This window comes from Pseudomonas sp. IT-P12 (assembly GCF_949767465.1).
In the GTDB taxonomy this organism is placed as follows: Bacteria; Pseudomonadota; Gammaproteobacteria; order Pseudomonadales; family Pseudomonadaceae; genus Aquipseudomonas.
Genome location: NZ_CATKPY010000027.1, coordinates 91210 through 107831, shown reverse-complemented (window position 1 = coordinate 107831; position 16622 = coordinate 91210). Strand labels below are relative to the sequence as shown.

General features: G+C 63.1%; 16 protein-coding genes. 9 read left to right on the top strand and 7 right to left on the bottom strand.

Going from position 1 to position 16622, the window contains the following annotated elements:
- Positions 1–33: 33 nt before the first annotated feature.
- Both ttcA and ACM6IM_RS27345 read left to right on the top strand, forming a co-directional pair.
- Entirely contained in the window at positions 34–858 is an 825-nt protein-coding gene (ttcA, locus tag ACM6IM_RS27350; protein ID WP_192305887.1) for a tRNA 2-thiocytidine(32) synthetase TtcA, read from the top strand.
- A gap of 32 nt (positions 859–890) precedes the next feature.
- Complete coding sequence (locus ACM6IM_RS27345) at positions 891–1565, top strand: DNA-3-methyladenine glycosylase I (protein WP_414866819.1); 675 nt, start codon at positions 891–893, stop codon at positions 1563–1565.
- Between the two features lie 111 nt (positions 1566–1676).
- Here ACM6IM_RS27345 and ACM6IM_RS27340 read toward each other — a convergent pair whose 3' ends face one another.
- Genes ACM6IM_RS27340 through arsC form a run of 3 tightly spaced genes read right to left on the bottom strand, consistent with a single transcriptional unit; the run spans position 1677 to position 3051 of the window.
- Positions 1677–2102 carry a DUF2069 domain-containing protein gene (locus ACM6IM_RS27340; RefSeq protein ID WP_192305891.1) on the bottom strand — a complete coding sequence of 142 codons (426 nt, stop codon included), beginning with the start codon at positions 2100–2102 and terminating at the stop codon, positions 1677–1679.
- 2 nt (positions 2103–2104) lie between these two features.
- Entirely contained in the window at positions 2105–2701 is a 597-nt protein-coding gene (gene wrbA, locus ACM6IM_RS27335) for an NAD(P)H:quinone oxidoreductase (protein WP_414866818.1), read from the bottom strand.
- On the bottom strand, positions 2698–3051 hold the full coding sequence (gene arsC / locus ACM6IM_RS27330) for an arsenate reductase (glutaredoxin) (RefSeq protein WP_414866817.1): 354 nt from the start codon (positions 3049–3051) through the stop codon (positions 2698–2700). The genes wrbA and arsC overlap by 4 nt, the downstream gene beginning before the upstream one ends.
- A 114-nt stretch (positions 3052–3165) precedes the next feature.
- Here arsC and ACM6IM_RS27325 point away from each other — a divergent pair, with 114 nt between their 5' ends.
- The gene (locus ACM6IM_RS27325; RefSeq protein ID WP_201193231.1) at positions 3166–3633 is read left to right on the top strand and encodes a TlpA disulfide reductase family protein; all 468 of its coding nucleotides are present in this window, start codon (positions 3166–3168) and stop codon (positions 3631–3633) included.
- A gap of 51 nt (positions 3634–3684) precedes the next feature.
- On the opposite strand, the gene ACM6IM_RS27320 is transcribed toward ACM6IM_RS27325, so the two are convergent.
- The 4 genes from ACM6IM_RS27320 to ACM6IM_RS27305 form a co-directional block, all read right to left on the bottom strand.
- Complete coding sequence (locus tag ACM6IM_RS27320; protein WP_192305899.1) at positions 3685–4089, bottom strand: META domain-containing protein; 405 nt, start codon at positions 4087–4089, stop codon at positions 3685–3687.
- Entirely contained in the window at positions 4089–4523 is a 435-nt protein-coding gene (locus ACM6IM_RS27315) for a hypothetical protein (RefSeq protein ID WP_192305901.1), read from the bottom strand. The genes ACM6IM_RS27320 and ACM6IM_RS27315 overlap by 1 nt, the downstream gene beginning before the upstream one ends.
- Positions 4524–4600: 77 nt before the next feature.
- Positions 4601–5593: a 2-hydroxyacid dehydrogenase gene (locus tag ACM6IM_RS27310; RefSeq protein WP_414866816.1), complete on the bottom strand. Its 993-nt coding sequence runs from the start codon at positions 5591–5593 to the stop codon at positions 4601–4603.
- A 170-nt stretch (positions 5594–5763) separates the two neighbouring features.
- A complete protein-coding gene (locus tag ACM6IM_RS27305) occupies positions 5764–8517 on the bottom strand; it encodes a response regulator (RefSeq protein WP_414866815.1) in 2754 nt (917 codons plus the stop codon).
- 214 nt (positions 8518–8731) lie between these two features.
- Here ACM6IM_RS27305 and ACM6IM_RS27300 point away from each other — a divergent pair, with 214 nt between their 5' ends.
- From ACM6IM_RS27300 to mazG, 6 genes are all read left to right on the top strand, one after another.
- A complete protein-coding gene (locus tag ACM6IM_RS27300; RefSeq protein WP_414866814.1) occupies positions 8732–9454 on the top strand; it encodes a response regulator transcription factor in 723 nt (240 codons plus the stop codon).
- Positions 9441–10865 carry a histidine kinase sensor domain-containing protein gene (locus ACM6IM_RS27295; RefSeq protein WP_414866813.1) on the top strand — a complete coding sequence of 475 codons (1425 nt, stop codon included), beginning with the start codon at positions 9441–9443 and terminating at the stop codon, positions 10863–10865. The genes ACM6IM_RS27300 and ACM6IM_RS27295 overlap by 14 nt, the downstream gene beginning before the upstream one ends.
- Positions 10866–11018: 153 nt before the next feature.
- Positions 11019–11921 carry a cysteine synthase CysM gene (cysM, locus tag ACM6IM_RS27290; RefSeq protein ID WP_201193223.1) on the top strand — a complete coding sequence of 301 codons (903 nt, stop codon included), beginning with the start codon at positions 11019–11021 and terminating at the stop codon, positions 11919–11921.
- The gene (gene rlmD, locus ACM6IM_RS27285) at positions 11921–13273 is read left to right on the top strand and encodes a 23S rRNA (uracil(1939)-C(5))-methyltransferase RlmD (RefSeq protein WP_414866812.1); all 1353 of its coding nucleotides are present in this window, start codon (positions 11921–11923) and stop codon (positions 13271–13273) included. Before cysM ends, rlmD begins: the two co-directional genes overlap by 1 nt.
- A gap of 123 nt (positions 13274–13396) precedes the next feature.
- Positions 13397–15640, top strand: a complete 2244-nt coding sequence (gene relA, locus ACM6IM_RS27280) for a GTP diphosphokinase (RefSeq protein WP_192305915.1) — start codon at positions 13397–13399, stop codon at positions 15638–15640.
- Positions 15641–15765: 125 nt separating this feature from the next.
- Positions 15766–16599, top strand: coding sequence for a nucleoside triphosphate pyrophosphohydrolase (gene mazG, locus ACM6IM_RS27275; RefSeq protein ID WP_192306405.1), 834 nt, complete (start codon positions 15766–15768; stop codon positions 16597–16599).
- The last annotated feature ends 23 nt before the right edge of the window (positions 16600–16622 follow it).

Genomic DNA, 16622 nt, shown 5'->3' with positions numbered 1-16622 from the left:
CGGCCTTTCGTCACACCTCACGGATTTCGCGTCATGGGCACTCTCACGGTCAACCAGAACAAACTGCAAAAGCGCCTTCGCCGATTGGCCGGTGAGGCCGTTACCGATTTCAACATGATTGAAGACGGCGACAAGGTCATGGTCTGCCTGTCCGGTGGCAAGGACAGCTACACCATGCTCGATGTGCTGATGCATTTGCAGAAGGTAGCGCCGATCAAGTTCGAGATCGTCGCCGTGAACATGGACCAGAAGCAGCCGGGCTTTCCCGAGGACGTGCTGCCGGCGTACCTGAAAACGCTGGGCATCGAGTATCACATCGTCGAGAAAGACACCTATTCGGTGGTCAAGGAACTGATTCCGGAAGGCAAGACCACCTGCTCGCTGTGCTCGCGCCTGCGTCGCGGCACGCTCTACACCTTTGCCGACGAAATCGGCGCGACCAAGATGGCCCTCGGTCATCACCGCGACGACATCGTCGAAACCTTCTTCCTCAACATGTTCTTCAATGGCTCGCTCAAGGCCATGCCGCCAAAGTTGCGTGCCGACGACGGCCGTAATGTGGTGATTCGGCCGTTGGCCTACTGCAACGAAAAAGACATCCAGGCCTACTCGGACTTCAAGCAGTTCCCGATCATCCCGTGCAACCTCTGCGGGTCGCAGGAAAACCTGCAGCGTCAGGTGGTCAAGGAAATGCTTCAGGACTGGGAGCGCAAGACTCCGGGCCGCACCGAGAGCATCTTCCGCAGCTTGCAGAACGTGATCCCGTCGCAGCTGGCGGACCGCAACCTGTTCGATTTCACCAGCCTGAAGATCGACGAAACCGCGGCTTCGCGCTTCGTCAACGTAGTCAACCTGTAAACAGGTTCTGTTTTTCAATACCAGGAGAGGGCATGCGCGATTACAAGTGGCTGAACGAGTACTGCCTGAACCGCTTCGGTTCGGCGGCTGAACTGCAAGCCCATCTGCCCGTTCCCAAGACCCCGGCGCAATTGCGCGACATCACCGACGACCGCTACCTCTCGACCATGGCCCTGCGTGTCTTCCGCGCCGGGCTCAAGCACAGTTTGGTGGACGCCAAGTGGCCGGCCTTCGAGGAAGTGTTTTTCCGCTTCGACCCGGAAAAGGTCGTGCTGATGAGTGCCGAACACCTTGAGCGCCTGATGCAGGATGCGCGAATCATCCGTCACCTGGGCAAGCTCAAGAGCGTGCCGCGCAACGCGCAGTTCGTGCTGGACGTGGCCCATGAGAAAGGTAGCTTCGGCACGTTGATCGCCGATTGGCCGGTGACCGATATCGTCGGCTTGTGGACGTACCTGAAAAAGCGCGGCAGTCAATTGGGCGGGCTGTCGGCGCCCCGGTTCCTGCGGATGGTCGGCAAGGACACCTTCGTGCCGAGCTATGACGTGGTGGCGGCATTGAATGCGCAGAAGATCATCGACAAGGTGCCGACCAGCCTGCGCGACCTGGCCCTGGTGCAAGACGTGTTCAACCAGTGGCACGAAGAGAGCGGTGGGCGGCCGATGAGCCAGATCTCGATGATGCTGGCTTACACCGCCAATCACTGACACCGAGTTGAATCCGTCAGCGGCAAGCCGATCCCGCTCCCACAGGGCAACGACCCTGATCCAGTGTGGGAGCGAGCCTGCTCCGGGCCGCGTTGCGACAATAGCGGTTGATCAGGCGGCGGCGATTGCGCCTTCACCCGCCAGCCTGCGGTTCAACTGATGCCGCCAGCGCACATACAGCAATGCCGAGCAGAACACCGCCAGGCTCGCGCCCATCTCCAGCAACCCGAACACCTGCCGGTTCGGGTCATACGCGGCCAACGCGCCCTTGATGAAATACAGATTCACCGCAAAACACATCCACGAATGCCCGCGGGGGCTGCCGACCAGCATGCCGGGCGCCAACAACAGCAGCGGCACCAGCTCGATCAGCAGAATCACCCAGGGTCGGGCGCCGTGCAGGTCCGCCACCCACAGGTAGTAGACGCACAGCAGCCCCACCAGGCCGAAAAAACACAGCAGGCTGATCACGCGCATGGCCCTCACGCGCGGCTCGAGCCATTCGATGGCGGGCAGGACTTTCGGCTTCTTGGCCACCCTCAGCCCTCCAGTTTCTGTGCGGTCCTGGCCAGGCGCAGGCCCAGGGCGCGGCACAGCGCCACTTCGTGGGTATCCAGGGCGCTTTTGCCATCGGCACCGGCGTGATGGCTGGCGCCGTACGGCGTGCCACCGCCCTGGGTTTCCAGGAGGGCCGATTCGCTGTACGGCAGGCCGGTGATCAGCATGCCGTGGTGCAACAAGGGCAGCATCATCGACAGCAGGGTGGTTTCCTGGCCGCCGTGCAGGCTGGCGGTGGAGGTGAACACACCCGCCGGTTTGCCCACCAGGGCTCCGGTCAGCCACAGGTTGCTGGTGCCGTCGAGGAAGTATTTGAGCGGCGCCGCCATGTTGCCGAAGCGCGTGGGGCTGCCGAGGGCCAGGCCCGCGCAGTTTTTCAGGTCATCGAGGCTGGCGTACAGCGCACCTTCGTCGGGAATGTCCGGCGACACGGCTTCACATTCGGCCGAGATCGCCGGCACGGTGCGCAGGCGCGCTTCCATCCCGGCCTGCTCGACACCCCGGGCAATCTGCCGGGCCATTTCGTTGGTCGAGCCGCTGCGGCTGTAATACAGCACCAGAATGTACGGCGCACTCATGGCAACAGTTCCAGGATCTGCTCGGGTGGGCGGCCGATCACGGCTTTGTCGCCGACCTCGAGAATCGGCCGCTCCATCAGTTTCGGGTGGGCGGCGATTGCGGCGATCAACTGCGCCTCGCTCAGGCTGGCGTCGGCCAGGTGGAGGGTTTTGTAGTCCTCTTCGCCGGTGCGCAGGAGTTGCCGGGCGCTGAGGCCGAGCTTTTTCAGCAAGCCCTGGATCTGCGCGGCGTCCAGCGGTTCATCCAGGTAGCGGACCACGGTCGGGGTCAGGCCACGGGCTTCGAGCAGCTCCAGCGCGCCGCGGGATTTCGAGCAGCGCGGGTTGTGATAAAGCGTCAGATCGGTCATGTGCGGGTCGCATTTGGCGTAAGGTGGCGGCTATTCTAACTGTGCTGCGCGTAATCCAGAACCTTGGGAGGCGATGGGTCGCAGGCGCATTCAATTTTGAACAAGGATTACGACATGACAAGGCGATTGGCAGCGGCATTCGCGATTTTCGCAGCGCTGATGCTGGGGGGCTGCGGCAACGATTACGGGATCGACCAGAACGGCCAGAAAGTCGCGGCCGAACGTCTGGACAAGCAGTGGCTGGTGCTCAATTACTGGGCGGAGTGGTGTGGGCCGTGCCGTACCGAGATCCCGGAGCTGAACACCCTGGCCGATCAATTGAAAGGCAAGAACATCGGCGTATTCGGGGTCAACTTCGACAACGTGCAGGGCGAAGAACTGAAAAGTGCCAGCGAAAAGCTGGGCATCAAGTTCACCGTGCTGGCACAGGATCCCAGCGAGATTTTCGACTTGCCGCGCAGCGAGGCGTTGCCGGTGACGTACATCATCGACAACAAGGGCAAGGTGCGTGAACAACTGATGGGCGAACAGACGGCGGCGGGCGTCATGGCCAAGCTGCAAGCATTGCAGGCGATCCCCTGAGCGCGATGATCGATCCCGCGTGCGAGCGCGGGACCGATACTCACACAGGGCTCAACCCTCTTCGAGCCACCAGCGCAGTGGCTTGCCTTCGGCGGGCCAGAAGCGCATCTGCTCGATCGATGACACGTCCCAGCGCTGTACGCCTTCCAGCGCCTGGAGGAAACGCTTTTCCTGTTCCATGAGCGCGGGTGCACACAATTTGCGGGTGCTGCCGACCTTGCCGAAACTCAGCTTGTCGCCGTCCAGCGTGTAGGGCGCAAACCAGTGGTTGCAGCCGGCATTGCCATAGGCCCGGCCGTCTTCTCCGAGGGTGATGGTCAGGTGGCTGTAATCCATCAATGGGCGCTCGCCAATCCACTCCAGAATGTAGCTGCGGTTCTGTTGCAGTTGGACCGGCTCGGCGGCGCAGCCCAGCAGGCTGGCACCGACCAGTGCGCTCAGAGCGAGGCGTTTCATCACGCAGGCTCCTGGCATTTCGGGCACAGGTGTTTCTCGCCAACGCTGCGCCAGCCCAGTTCGGCAATCCGCGCCGTGGCCGCAGGTTTTTCAGCCTTGTTGCCCAGCTTGGCGTCGACGGCGAACTCGAAGCTCAGTTCCCTGGCGCAGCTGTCGCAATTGACTTTCCAGGTGTGGATCGCCAGTTCGCCGAACACCGGGCCACTGGCCACCGCGACCCATTGACCGGGCGGGTTGATCAGGTGGCGTACCGTTTCGACGGTCAGGCGCATGGACAAGTCCTTGGCGCCCTTGAGGGTGACGACCAGCACGTCATTGTTGCGAATCGAGCCGCCGTTGCCGGTGACTTGATAACGCCCCGGCACCAGGGCGCGGCATTCGGTGAGGGTGTGTTGCGGGTTCATCAGGTTATAGCGGAAATCGTGTTCGACCATGGGTCCTCCAAATCTGCGCGGAATGCTAGCACGGACATCGGTGCCGCACTGCGCACAGAAGCGACCTTCGATCCGGTTCAGCCGACATCCACTCGGTTTTGCGGGTCGCCGGCCGCCCACGCGGCAATATTCTGCAATGTTGTCGCGGCGATGGCGCCCAGGGCCTCACGGGTCAGGAAGGCCTGGTGCGCGGTGACGATCACGTTGGGGAAGGTCAGCAGGCGGGCCAGCACGTCGTCCTGCAACGGCAGGTCGGAGCGGTCTTCAAAGAACAGCTGGGCTTCTTCCTCGTACACGTCCAGCCCCAGGTAACCCAATTGGCCCTCCTTCAAGGCCTCGATCAGCGCCGGCGTGTCCACCAGTCCACCGCGCCCGGTGTTGATCAGCATGGCGCCGGGTTGCATGTGCGCCAGCGAATCGCGGTTGATCAGGTGTTTGCTGTGCGCGTTGAGCGGGCAGTGCAGGCTGATGATCTGCGATTGCGCGAGCAACTGCGGCAAGTCCAGGTAGCGCGCGCCCAGCGCTTCGACCTGCGGATTGGGGTAGGGGTCGAAGGCCAGGAGCTGGCAGCCGAAGCCGTTCATGATTTTGGCGAAGGTCGCGCCGATCTGCCCGGTACCGACCACCCCGACGGTCTTGCCCACCAGGTCGAAACCGGTCAGCCCATGCAGGCTGAAATCCCCTTCGCGGGTGCGGTTGTAGGCACGGTGCAAGCGACGGTTGAGCGCCAGGATCAGCGCCACTGCGTGTTCGGCCACCGCATGGGGCGAGTAGGCCGGAACCCGTACGATCGTCAGCCCCAGGCGCTTGGCCACGGCCAGGTCGACGTGGTTGTAGCCGGCCGAGCGCAAGGCGATCAGGCGAGTGCCGCCTGCTGCCAGGTGTTCGAGCACGGGCGCGCCGAGGTCATCGTTGATGAACGCGCAGACCACTTCGTGGTGTTCGGCCAACGCCACGGTGTCCAGGCTCAGTCGTGCCGACTGAAAGTGCAGCTCGATGCCGGCGGGGAGGTCGGCACCGAGAAAGCTGTCGCGGTCGTAAGTCTGGCTGCTGAAAAGAATCGTACGCATGGCGTCCTCCTGGAAACTCAAAAACGGTTTGGCCGATCGAGGTGGGAGCGAGCCCGCTCGCCTCGAGGGCGTGCCAGTCGAGCAATGTCGGCTGATACGCCACGATCACCGCAAAGCGGGTCTCGCGCTTTTATCCTAGCGCCGAGCGTGGTCAACGCCATTGCGCTGCATCAGGCATTTATACGGGCCTGAGCCGCCAGTCGATTGATGGCCCGGTCGAGCTCTTCCAGGGCGCCGGAGGCTTTCGGGTCCTGTTGCTTGAGCAGGGTTTCGCTGCGTTGGCAGGCCGCCCTGAGCTGCGGCACCCCGCAGTAGCGGGTCGCGCCATGCAGGCGGTGCACCCGTTCGATCAACGCCGTGTGATCCTGGGTTTCGCGGGCCAAACGGATCGCTTCGCGGTCGGCCTCCAGCGACGCCAGCAGCATTGCCAGCATGTCCGCCGCCAGATCCTGCTTGCCGGCGGCCAGGCGCAAGCCTTCTTCGTGATCCAGCACCTGCAGTTCATGGCCGCTGCCGTGGCTGTCGCTGGAACGCTCCGGGACCTGATTGCGCAACGCCAGGCCGGTCCACTTCAACACCACCTGGGCCAATTGCCGTTCACTGATCGGTTTAGTCAGGTAGTCGTCCATGCCACTTTGCAGCAAGGCGCGTTTTTCGTTGGCCATGGCGTGGGCCGTGAGGGCCACGATCGGCATCGGCGTGCTGTGCCGTTCACTTTCCCACTGGCGGATGCTCTCGGTACTCTGGCGTCCGTCCATGCCAGGCATCTGCACATCCATCAGCACCAGATCAAAGGTCTCGCTCTGCACGGCCTTGACCGCGGCATAACCGCTTTCCACGGCGAGGACCTTGGCCCCGAGGTCTTCGAGCAGGGTTTGCACCAGCAACAGGTTGGCCGGGTTGTCGTCGACACACAGCACTTTGGGGGCCCGGCTGGCCACCGGCTCGCCGGGCTCGCTGCGTTGCTGGCGCGGGTTGACCAGGTCGGACAGGGACCGGCGCAGCTTGCGCGTGCAGGCCGGTTTGGCCTGAAGCTGACTGTGCGGGTTGGGCACCGACAGGTGGAACAACGTCTGTTCGGTGGTCGGGCACAAAACCAGCACCTTGCAGCCGAGGTGCTCAAGATCCCAGATGTGCTGGTTGAGGCGCTCCGGCGGCATGTCGTTGCTGGTGATGCCGAGCACGGCGAGGTCGATGGCCTGGTCGGTCTGGTGCGCGCCCATCACGCCATTGGTCAGCCTTTCCAGGGTATTGAACGGCGTGACCTCCAGGCCACAATCCTCCAGTTGATGCTGCAATGCCTGGCGCGCCAGTTCGTGGTTTTCCAGGACTGCGACCCGCCGTCCGAGCAGCGGCGCACCGGGCATGTCCTCGGCATCGTCACGGGTTTTGGGCAGGCTCAGGCTGATCCAGAACTCCGAACCTTCGCCGGGCGTGCTGTCGACGCCAATCTCGCCGCCCATCTGCTCGATCAGGCGCTTGGAAATCACCAGACCCAGGCCCGTGCCGCCCGGCTGCCGGGACAGCGAGTTGTCGGCCTGGCTGAAGGCCTGGAAGAGGGCGCGGACATCCTCGTTGGACAAGCCGATGCCGGTGTCCTGGATGCTGATGCGCAATTGCACGCTGTCTTCGTGTTCGTCTTCGAGCATGGCGCGGGCGACGATGGTGCCTTCGCGGGTGAACTTGATCGCGTTGCTCACCAGGTTGGTGAGGATCTGCTTGAGCCGCAACGGATCCCCCACCAGCGACAACGGCGTGTCGCGATACACCAGGCTCACCAGCTCCAGCTGTTTGGCGTGGGCGGCGGGAGCGAGGATGGTCAGGGTGTCCTGGAGCAGGTCGCGCAGGTTGAACGGAATATGATCGAGCACCAGCTTGCCGGCCTCGATTTTCGAGAAATCGAGGATCTCGTTGATGATGCCCAGCAGGCTGTCGGCGGATTTTTCGATGGTGCCCAGGTAATCGAGCTGGCGCGGTGTCAGTTCGCTTTTCTGCAACAGGTGGGTGAAACCGAGAATGCCATTGAGCGGCGTACGGATCTCATGGCTCATGTTGGCCAGGAATTCGGATTTGATCCGGCTCGCCTCCAGGGCTTCCTTGCGCGCCAGGTCCAGCTCGATGTTCTGGATTTCAATGGTTTCCAGGTTCTGGCGCACGTCCTCGGTGGCCTGGTCGATGCTGTGCTGCAACTCTTCCTGGGCGTTTTGCAGGGTGCCGGCCATGCGGTTGATGCCGGACGCCAGTTCATCCAGCTCCTGGCTGCCGAGGGGCGGCAGGCGGGTTTCCAGGTGGCCGTCCTTGAGCTGCGCCACCGCTTGCTGGATCTGGTTCAGCGGCCGGTTGATCGTGCGGCCCATGCGCAATGCCAGCAGCGCCGTGGCTGCCAGGCCTGCGCCGATCAGCAGCAGGCTGGCGAACAGGCTGCGATAGCCGCGCAGCAGCATGCCGTTGTGCGAGATTTCCAGTTCGACCCAGCCCAGCATGCGCTCGGTTTCCTCGGGAATCAGGTCGCCGGCGAGGTTGCGGTGCTTGCCGAACACCGGCAGCAGGTAACGGGTCGCGTCGTTGCCGCTGCGGCGCAGCATCTGCGAACCGTTGCCCAGGGGGGCCTGATTGAGCATGGTCGGGCCGGCATGGGCGAGTGGCGTGCGGTCCGGGGCGAGGAAGGTCACCGCGCGCACGTCAGGGGTTTCCAGGGATTGGGTGGCGATGCGTTCGAGCAGTTCGGCGTCGTTGTGGCTCATGGCCGGGGCGACGAGGGGCGCGAGCTGTTCGGCGATCATTTCGCCGCGCTGCATGAGTTGGGCTTGCAGGTCCGATTGCTGCATCCAGGTAAAGTAGCCGCCCAGCACCAGGGCCATCAGGCTGGTTGGAAGCAAGGTCAGCAACAGCACGCGGCCTTTAATTCCCAGTTTCTTCAGCACGCCACTCTCCTGCATCCAGCCATTTAGGAACCGGCACGTACATCCGGCACGCGCCACCTGCGCAGTGTAGCGATTTGCTTGCGGGCAATCCTCGTAAAATTGATGTCGCCATTCGTCGGGCCGCTCGGTGTCCGAAGGTCGCGGGCAACGCTCGGCTTGCCCCTGGCGAGGCAATCTTGAATAATCGCCAACTGAGAATTATTTGCAGATAGTCATGACTCCCAGTGCTGTTGGCCATCCCCGAATCCTTTCCATCGAAGACGACCTGGTGCTGGGTGCCTACGTGCACGAGCAACTGGGGCGCAGCGGTTTCCAGGTCACTTGGTGCCAGAACGGGCAGGAGGGCCTGGCGATGGCCCGCGAGAACACCTTCGACGTGGTGCTGATGGACATCCTGCTGCCGGGCCTGAATGGCTTGTCGGTGTTGACCGAGTTGCGCCAGAGCCATTCCACCCCGGTGCTGCTGATGTCGGCGCTGGGGGCCGAGGCGGATCGCATCAGCGGTTTTCGTCTCGGTGCCGATGATTACCTGCCCAAGCCCTTCAGCATGGCTGAATTGCACGTGCGCATCGAAGCGATCCTGCGTCGCGTCGCGCTGGACCGCCGACCGTCGGTCGAACCGCCGGTGCCGGCGGTGGACAGCCTGCGATTCGACGAGGAACGCTTCGAGGTGTTCTATGGCGAGCAGGCTGCCGGACTGACCCGCAGCGAATACCGCTTGCTCGACACTCTCAACCGTAATGGCGACGAAGTGTTGAGCAAAGCCTTCCTTTATCAGCACGTGCTGCAGCGCGGGTACGCGGCCCACGACCGCAGCCTCGACATGCACATCAGCCAGATCCGCCGCAAGCTCAAGGCCATCGGCTATACCGAGCGGGAAGTGCGCACGGTGTGGGGCAAAGGCTACGTCCTGGGTGCCGACCATGAAGTGGGCTGACCTGCCGGGGCGGCATTCGCTGTTCTGGAAACTTGCCTGCCTGCTGGTGGCGTTCTGTCTGCTGATGATCTGGCTGAGCTGGTCCTGGGGGCGCTACATGGAAGAGCGCAACCAGTTTCTCTCGGATGAAGCCCGGGGCACCCTGACCCGTTACGCCGCCGAAGCCGAACAGGCGTGGCGGCAGCGCCAGCGCCCCGGCGTCGATGCCTGGCTGCAGGTGATGCGTCAGCGCGAACAGGGTTGGTCGGGGGTCATCAGCGGGGATTTGCAGTCGTTGAGCAGTGAGGCGCTGACTGACCCGCAAATCGAGCGCCTGACTTTCCTGCGCGGCCTCGACTGGCCGATCCACAAGAAAAACCTGCCGTGGATGCGCGTGCCGTTTCCCGGCGATCCCTCCGCCGGCAGCCTGGTGATCCAACTGCCCCAGCGTTTCCAGCCTGGGCGCTATCAGGTGTTCTGGCGCGTGATCACCAATGTCGTCATCCCCGGACTGTTCACCCTGCTGCTGTGCGTCGGGCTGTATCGCCTGCTGGTGGTGCCCCTCAATCAGCTGCGCGAACAGGCGAACGCCTGGCGTGCCGATCAACTGGGCGTGCGCCTGTCCAGCCGCACCACCAACCGCTCCGATGAGCTGGGTGAACTGGGCCGTGCGTTCGACCACATGTCCGAACGTCTGCAAAGCACCGTTGCGCTGCAACAACAGCTGTTGCGCGACTTGTCCCATGAACTGCGCACGCCCCTGAGTCGTCTGCGCGTGGCCAGTGAAGGCGAGCAAAACCTGACGCAACTGCGCGAGCGCATCGGCCGCGAAGTCGACGGCATGCAGCGCCTGGTCGAGGACACGTTGCAACTGGCCTGGCTCGACACCGAGCGCGCGCCGTTGCCCGACGAAGCGATCCAGATCCAGGCGCTGTGGGAAATGCTCACCGAAAACGCCTGCTATGAAAGCGCTTGCCCGGTGGGGCGCTTGCAGTGCCGGGTGGATTCCACCTGCTGGGTTCGCGGCAACCTCAACACACTGGCCCAGGCCCTGGAAAACATCCTGCGCAATGCCATCCGGCATTCCCCGACAGGCGGCATCGTGCGTCTGGACGGGCGACGTGAAGGCCACTTCTGGCACCTGTGGCTGGAAGATGAAGGGGGCGGGGTGGCCGACAAGGATCTGGAACGGATCTTCTCACCGTTCATTCGCCTCGACGGCTCGCGACCGGGCAACGGCGGATTCGGCCTGGGCCTGAGCATCGCGCGAAACGCGGTACAGCGGCAGGGCGGGCAGATTTGGGCCGAGAACACCGGGGTTGGGTTGCGGGTGAATCTGCGGTTGGTGGCGGAGGTCGATGGCGTGCCTGATGACGGTGTCGCGAGCAGGCTCGCTCCCACTATGGACGTGGGCCAGCCAAAATGGGTGTGATCAACCCGGATCCCTGTGGGAGCGAGAGTGCCTTCGGGTCACTCTGAACCGGGCTTATTCCCATAAGCCATAAGCACCGCACTTTGCGTGATATGGCCCGTCAACGTTTGCCGGTATGATAGGCGCCCCCGCAGTCTGGATTGCGAATACGCCATGACCTTGCAGTACCCAACCATCGCCGATTGCGTCGGCAACACTCCGCTGGTCCGTTTGCAGCGCCTGCCTGGCGCCACCAGCAACACCCTATTGCTCAAGCTTGAAGGGAACAACCCGGCGGGTTCGGTCAAGGACCGTCCGGCGCTGTCGATGATCACCCGCGCGGAACTGCGCGGGCAGATTCACGCCGGCGATACGCTGATCGAAGCGACCTCGGGCAACACCGGGATCGCGTTGGCAATGGCGGCCGCGATCAAGGGTTACAAGATGATCCTGATCATGCCGGACAACTCCAGCGCCGAGCGCAAGGCGGCCATGACCGCCTATGGTGCCGAACTGATCCTGGTCACTCAGGAAGAAGGCATGGAAGGCGCCCGCGACCTCGCCCAGCGAATGGAAGCCGAAGGTCGCGGCAAGGTGCTGGACCAGTTCGCCAACGGTGACAACCCCGAAGCGCACTACACCACCACCGGCCCGGAAATCTGGCGCCAGACCGAGGGGACCATCACTCACTTCGTCAGCTCGATGGGCACCACCGGCACCATCATGGGCGTGTCGCGCTACCTCAAGGAACAGAATGACAACGTGCAGATCCTCGGCCTGCAGCCGATGGAAGGCGCGTCGATCCCGGGCATCCGTCGCTGGCCGCAGGAATACCTGCCGAAGATCTACCAGGCCGATCGCGTGGATCGCATCATCGACATGGCGCAAAGCGAGGCCGAGGACGTGACCCGTCGCCTGGCCCGCGAAGAGGGCATCTTCTGTGGCGTGTCCTCCGGCGGTGCCGTGGCCGGGATGCTGCGTCTGTCCAGAGAAGTTGAAAACGCGGTGATCGTCGCGATCATCTGCGACCGTGGCGACCGTTACCTGTCGACCGGCATTTTCGACGCGCCCAACTGATGGCCAGACACGAGAGAGGCCTGCGCTTCCAGCCCACGGGTGGCAGCAAGGCCGCGCAAATCCCGACCGGCAAAAAGCAGCGCCTGCGTATCGAGCGCCTGGCCAATGACGGTCGCGGCATCGCGTTTTTCGAAGGGCGTACCTGGTTCGTCCTCGGCGCCCTGGCCGGCGAGGAGGTCGAGGCGCGGGTGTTGGGTGCCCATGGCAAGGTGGTCGAGGCTCGCACCGAACGCGTGTTCCAGGCCAGCGAGCTGCGTCGCCCGGCACCGTGCGCCCATGCCGGTCGCTGCGGTGGCTGCAGTGTTCAGCATCTGCCTCACGGCGAACAGCTTGCCCTGAAACAGCGCATGCTTGCCGAGCAATTGTCCAAGGTCGCCGGTGTCGCGCCCGAAGAGTGGGCTGCGCCATTGAGCGGGCCGGAACTGGCCTACCGCCGGCGCGCCCGGGTGGCGGTGCGCTGGGACATCAAGACGAAGCAACTTGAGGTCGGTTTTCGCGCCGCTGGCAGCCAGGACATCGTGGCGATCGACGAATGCCCGGTGCTGGTACAGCCCTTGCAACCGATCATGACGCGCCTGCCGGACATGTTGCGGCGCTTGAGCAAGCCTCAGGCATTGGGGCATGTGGAGTTGTTCAGCGGTTCGAAGCTGGCAGTCCTGCTGCGGCACATGGCACCGTTGTCCGACGCCGACATGACGATTCTCAAGGAATTCTGCGCGTTCCATGAGGCGCAGTTGTGGCTGCATGGCGAGGGCGAACCGCAGCCGGTAGACCCCGATCAGCCCCTGGGCTATCGCCTCGAACAGTGGGACCTGGAGCTGGCCTACCGGCCGGGTGATTTCATCCAGGTCAACGCTGCGGTCAACGAGGCGATGGTCGCCCAGGCGCTGGCGTGGTTGAAGCCGACAGCGGATGAACGCGTTCTCGATCTATTCTGTGGTTTGGGCAACTTCGCCTTGCCGCTGGCCAAAACCGTTCGCGAAGTGGTGGCGGTCGAAGGTGTGCAGGCGATGGTCGAGCGGGCGGCCGCGAACGCCGCTGGGAACAATCTGCATAACGCGTCGTTTTTTCAGGCCGATTTATCCCAGCCTTTGACCGATGCCGAATGGGCGCGCGAAGGCTTTTGTGCGGTACTCTTGGACCCACCGCGTGACGGCGCTTTCGAGGTGGTGCGCAAGCTCAGGACGCTAGGCGCCGAACGGTTGGTGTATGTGTCGTGCAACCCTGCAACTCTGGCGCGCGATACGGTCGAATTGATCAAGCAGGGCTACCGGTTAAAACGTGCCGGGATTCTCGATATGTTTCCTCAGACGGCACATGTCGAGGCCATGGCGTTATTTGAAGCGAGCTAGGACGGCTCGTCTGGTCCGACTGACCCGCCCGTGCAGCACTCGTCATGGCCCCGCGAGTGCACCCGGCAACGAAGGTCAGCGATTTGACGCATTGAATCTGCGTCGTAGGGAAGGTAAAGCAAGATGGTACAGGTGAGAGCACACCAGCCGATCAACACCGACGGCAGTATCAATCTCGAGGCTTGGCTCGATCATGCGGTCAGTGTCGATCTGGCACTGGATCGCGAAGCCTTGAAGGAGGCATGCGAGTTCGCTCGCACGTCAGAACAACAGGCCAATGCGGCGAAAAACCTCTGGTCCGAAGGGACCTCGAGTTTCAGCACCGGCCTTGAGATCGCCGAGATTCTCGCCGACCTCAAACTCGATCAGGACTCGCTGGTCGCTGCGGTCCTGTACCGCGGCGTGCGCGAAGGCCAGATCCCGCTGCCCGCCGTGAGCCAGCGCTTCGGTCCGGTGGTCGCCAAGCTCATCGACGGCGTGTTGCGCATGGCGGCGATCAGCGACAGCCTGAGCCCGCGCAAATCCATGGTGATGGGCACCCAGGGCCAGGTGGAAAACCTGCGCAAGATGCTCGTGGCCATGGTCGATGACGTGCGTGTCGCGCTGATCAAGCTGGCCGAGCGCACCTGCGCGATCCGTGCGGTGAAAAATGCCGATGACGAGAAGCGCAACCGCGTGGCCCGTGAAGTCTTCGACATCTACGCCCCCCTGGCACACCGCCTGGGCATCGGTCACATCAAGTGGGAGCTGGAGGACTTGTCCTTCCGCTACCTCGAGCCCGATCAATACAAGCAGATCGCCAAGCTGCTCCACGAGCGGCGCCTGGATCGCGAGCGGTTCATCAGCGACGTGATGAGCCAGCTCAAGAGCGAATTGCAGGCCACCGGCGTTGAAGCCGATATCAGCGGCCGGGCCAAGCACATCTATTCGATCTGGCGCAAAATGCAGCGCAAGGGCCTGGAATTCAGCCAGATCTACGACGTGCGTGCGGTTCGCGTGCTGGTGCCGGAAATGCGCGATTGCTACACCGCACTCGGCATCGTTCACACCTTGTGGCGACACATCCCGAAAGAATTCGACGACTACATCGCCAACCCGAAAGAGAACGGCTACCGCTCGCTGCACACCGCCGTGATCGGTCCCGAAGGCAAGGTGCTGGAAGTGCAGATCCGCACCCATGCCATGCACGAAGAAGCCGAACTGGGCGTTTGCGCGCACTGGCGCTACAAGGGCACCGACGTCAAATCCAGCTCCAACCATTACGAAGAGAAAATATCCTGGCTGCGTCAGGTGCTCGAGTGGCATGAGGAGTTGGGCGATATCGGCGGGCTGGCCGAACAGCTGCGTGTCGATATCGAACCGGACCGGGTCTACATTTTCACCCCGGACGGTCACGCCATCGACCTGCCCAAGGGCGCGACGCCGCTGGACTTCGCCTATCGCGTGCATACCGAAATCGGTCACAACTGCCGTGGCGCAAAAATCAACGGGCGCATCGTACCGCTCAACTACAGCCTGCAAACCGGTGAGCAGGTCGAGATCATCACCAGCAAGCACGGCACGCCGAGCCGCGACTGGTTGAACCCGAACCTGGGTTACATCACCACCTCGCGGGCACGGGCGAAGATTGTCCACTGGTTCAAACTCCAGGCGCGCGACCAGAACGTCGCGGCCGGTAAAACCCTGCTCGAACGTGAACTCAGTCGCCTCGGCCTGCCGGCCGTGGACTTCGACAAGCTGGCCGACAAGGCCAACATGAAGACGGCTGAAGACATGTACGCGGCGTTGGGCGCCGGTGACTTGCGTCTGGCGCAACTGGTGAACCTGGCGCAGCAACTGGTCGAGCCGGAACGCGGCAACGAGCAGCTGGAACTGATCCCGCGCAAGGCCAGCGGCTACAAGCCGGGCAAGCGCGGCGACATCCAGATCCAGGGCGTCGGCAACCTGATGACGCAGATGGCCGGCTGCTGCCAGCCGCTGCCGGGGGATGCCATCGTCGGCTACATCACCCAGGGTCGCGGCGTCAGCATCCACCGCCAGGACTGCGCCTCGGTGCTGCAACTGGCCGGGCGCGAGCCTGAGCGGATCATCCAGGTCAGTTGGGGCCCGGTGCCGGTGCTCACCTATCCGGTGGACATCATCATCCGTGCCTACGACCGTTCCGGGTTGCTGCGTGACGTCTCGCAGGTCCTGCTCAACGAGCGGATCAACGTGCTCGCGGTCAATACCCGCTCGAACAAGGAGGACAACACGGCGTTGATGTCCCTGACCATCGAGATTCCGGGACTGGATGCGCTGGGGCGGTTGCTGGGAAGGATTTCCCAGTTGCCGAACATCATTGAAACCCGGCGTAACCGTACCCCTTGAAGATGCCCCTCCTGTGGGAGCGAGCCTGCTCGCGATGAAGGCGTGTCAGTCCTGTCAATGTTGACTGACACACCCTCATCGCGAGCAGGCTCGCTCCCACAGGAGATTTGTGTTGAGAACCCGATATGTACAGCCTCGATGACCTGCTGCACCTGATGAGCCGTCTGCGTGACCCGCAATTCGGCTGTCCCTGGGATATCAAGCAAACCTACGCCAGCATCGTCCCGCACACCCTCGAGGAAGCCTACGAGGTGGCCGATGCCATCGAGCGCGGCGATTTCGATCACCTGCAGGGCGAGCTGGGTGATTTGCTGTTCCAGGTGGTCTACTACAGCCAGCTGGCCCGCGAGGAAGGGCGCTTCGAATTTGCCGGGGTCATCGACAGCATCACCCGCAAGCTGATCCGCCGCCACCCGCACGTGTTCCCCACCGGGGACCTGTATGCGCCGCTGGATGTTCCGCGCCTGAGCGAGGAACAGGTCAAGCAGCGCTGGGAAGCGATCAAGGCCGAGGAGCGCGCCGAGAAGTCCGAGGCGCCGCAGCAGTTGTCATTGCTCGACGACGTGCCTGCCGCACTGCCGGCCCTGTCGCGCTCGGCCAAGCTGCAAAAGCGCGCGGGGCAGGTGGGGTTCGACTGGCCCGATGCGTTGCCGGTGCTGGACAAGGTGCGCGAAGAGCTCGACGAAATCCTCGAGGCGATGGCCGACAACGACCCGGCGGCGATTGCCGATGAAGTGGGCGACCTGCTGTTTTCCGTGGTCAATCTGGCGCGGCATCTGAAGGTCGATCCGGAAGCCGCCTTGCGCGGCGCCAACGGCAAGTTCGAAAGACGCTTCCGTTTTATCGAACAGGCATTGCGCGACACCCACCGACCCATGGAAGATTGCACCCTCGAAGAGTTGGACGCCCTGTGGGGCGAAGCCAAACGTCAGGAAAAGAATTTGCCCAACTGCGGTTGAGCAGTGGCCCAAGCGAGAAACAA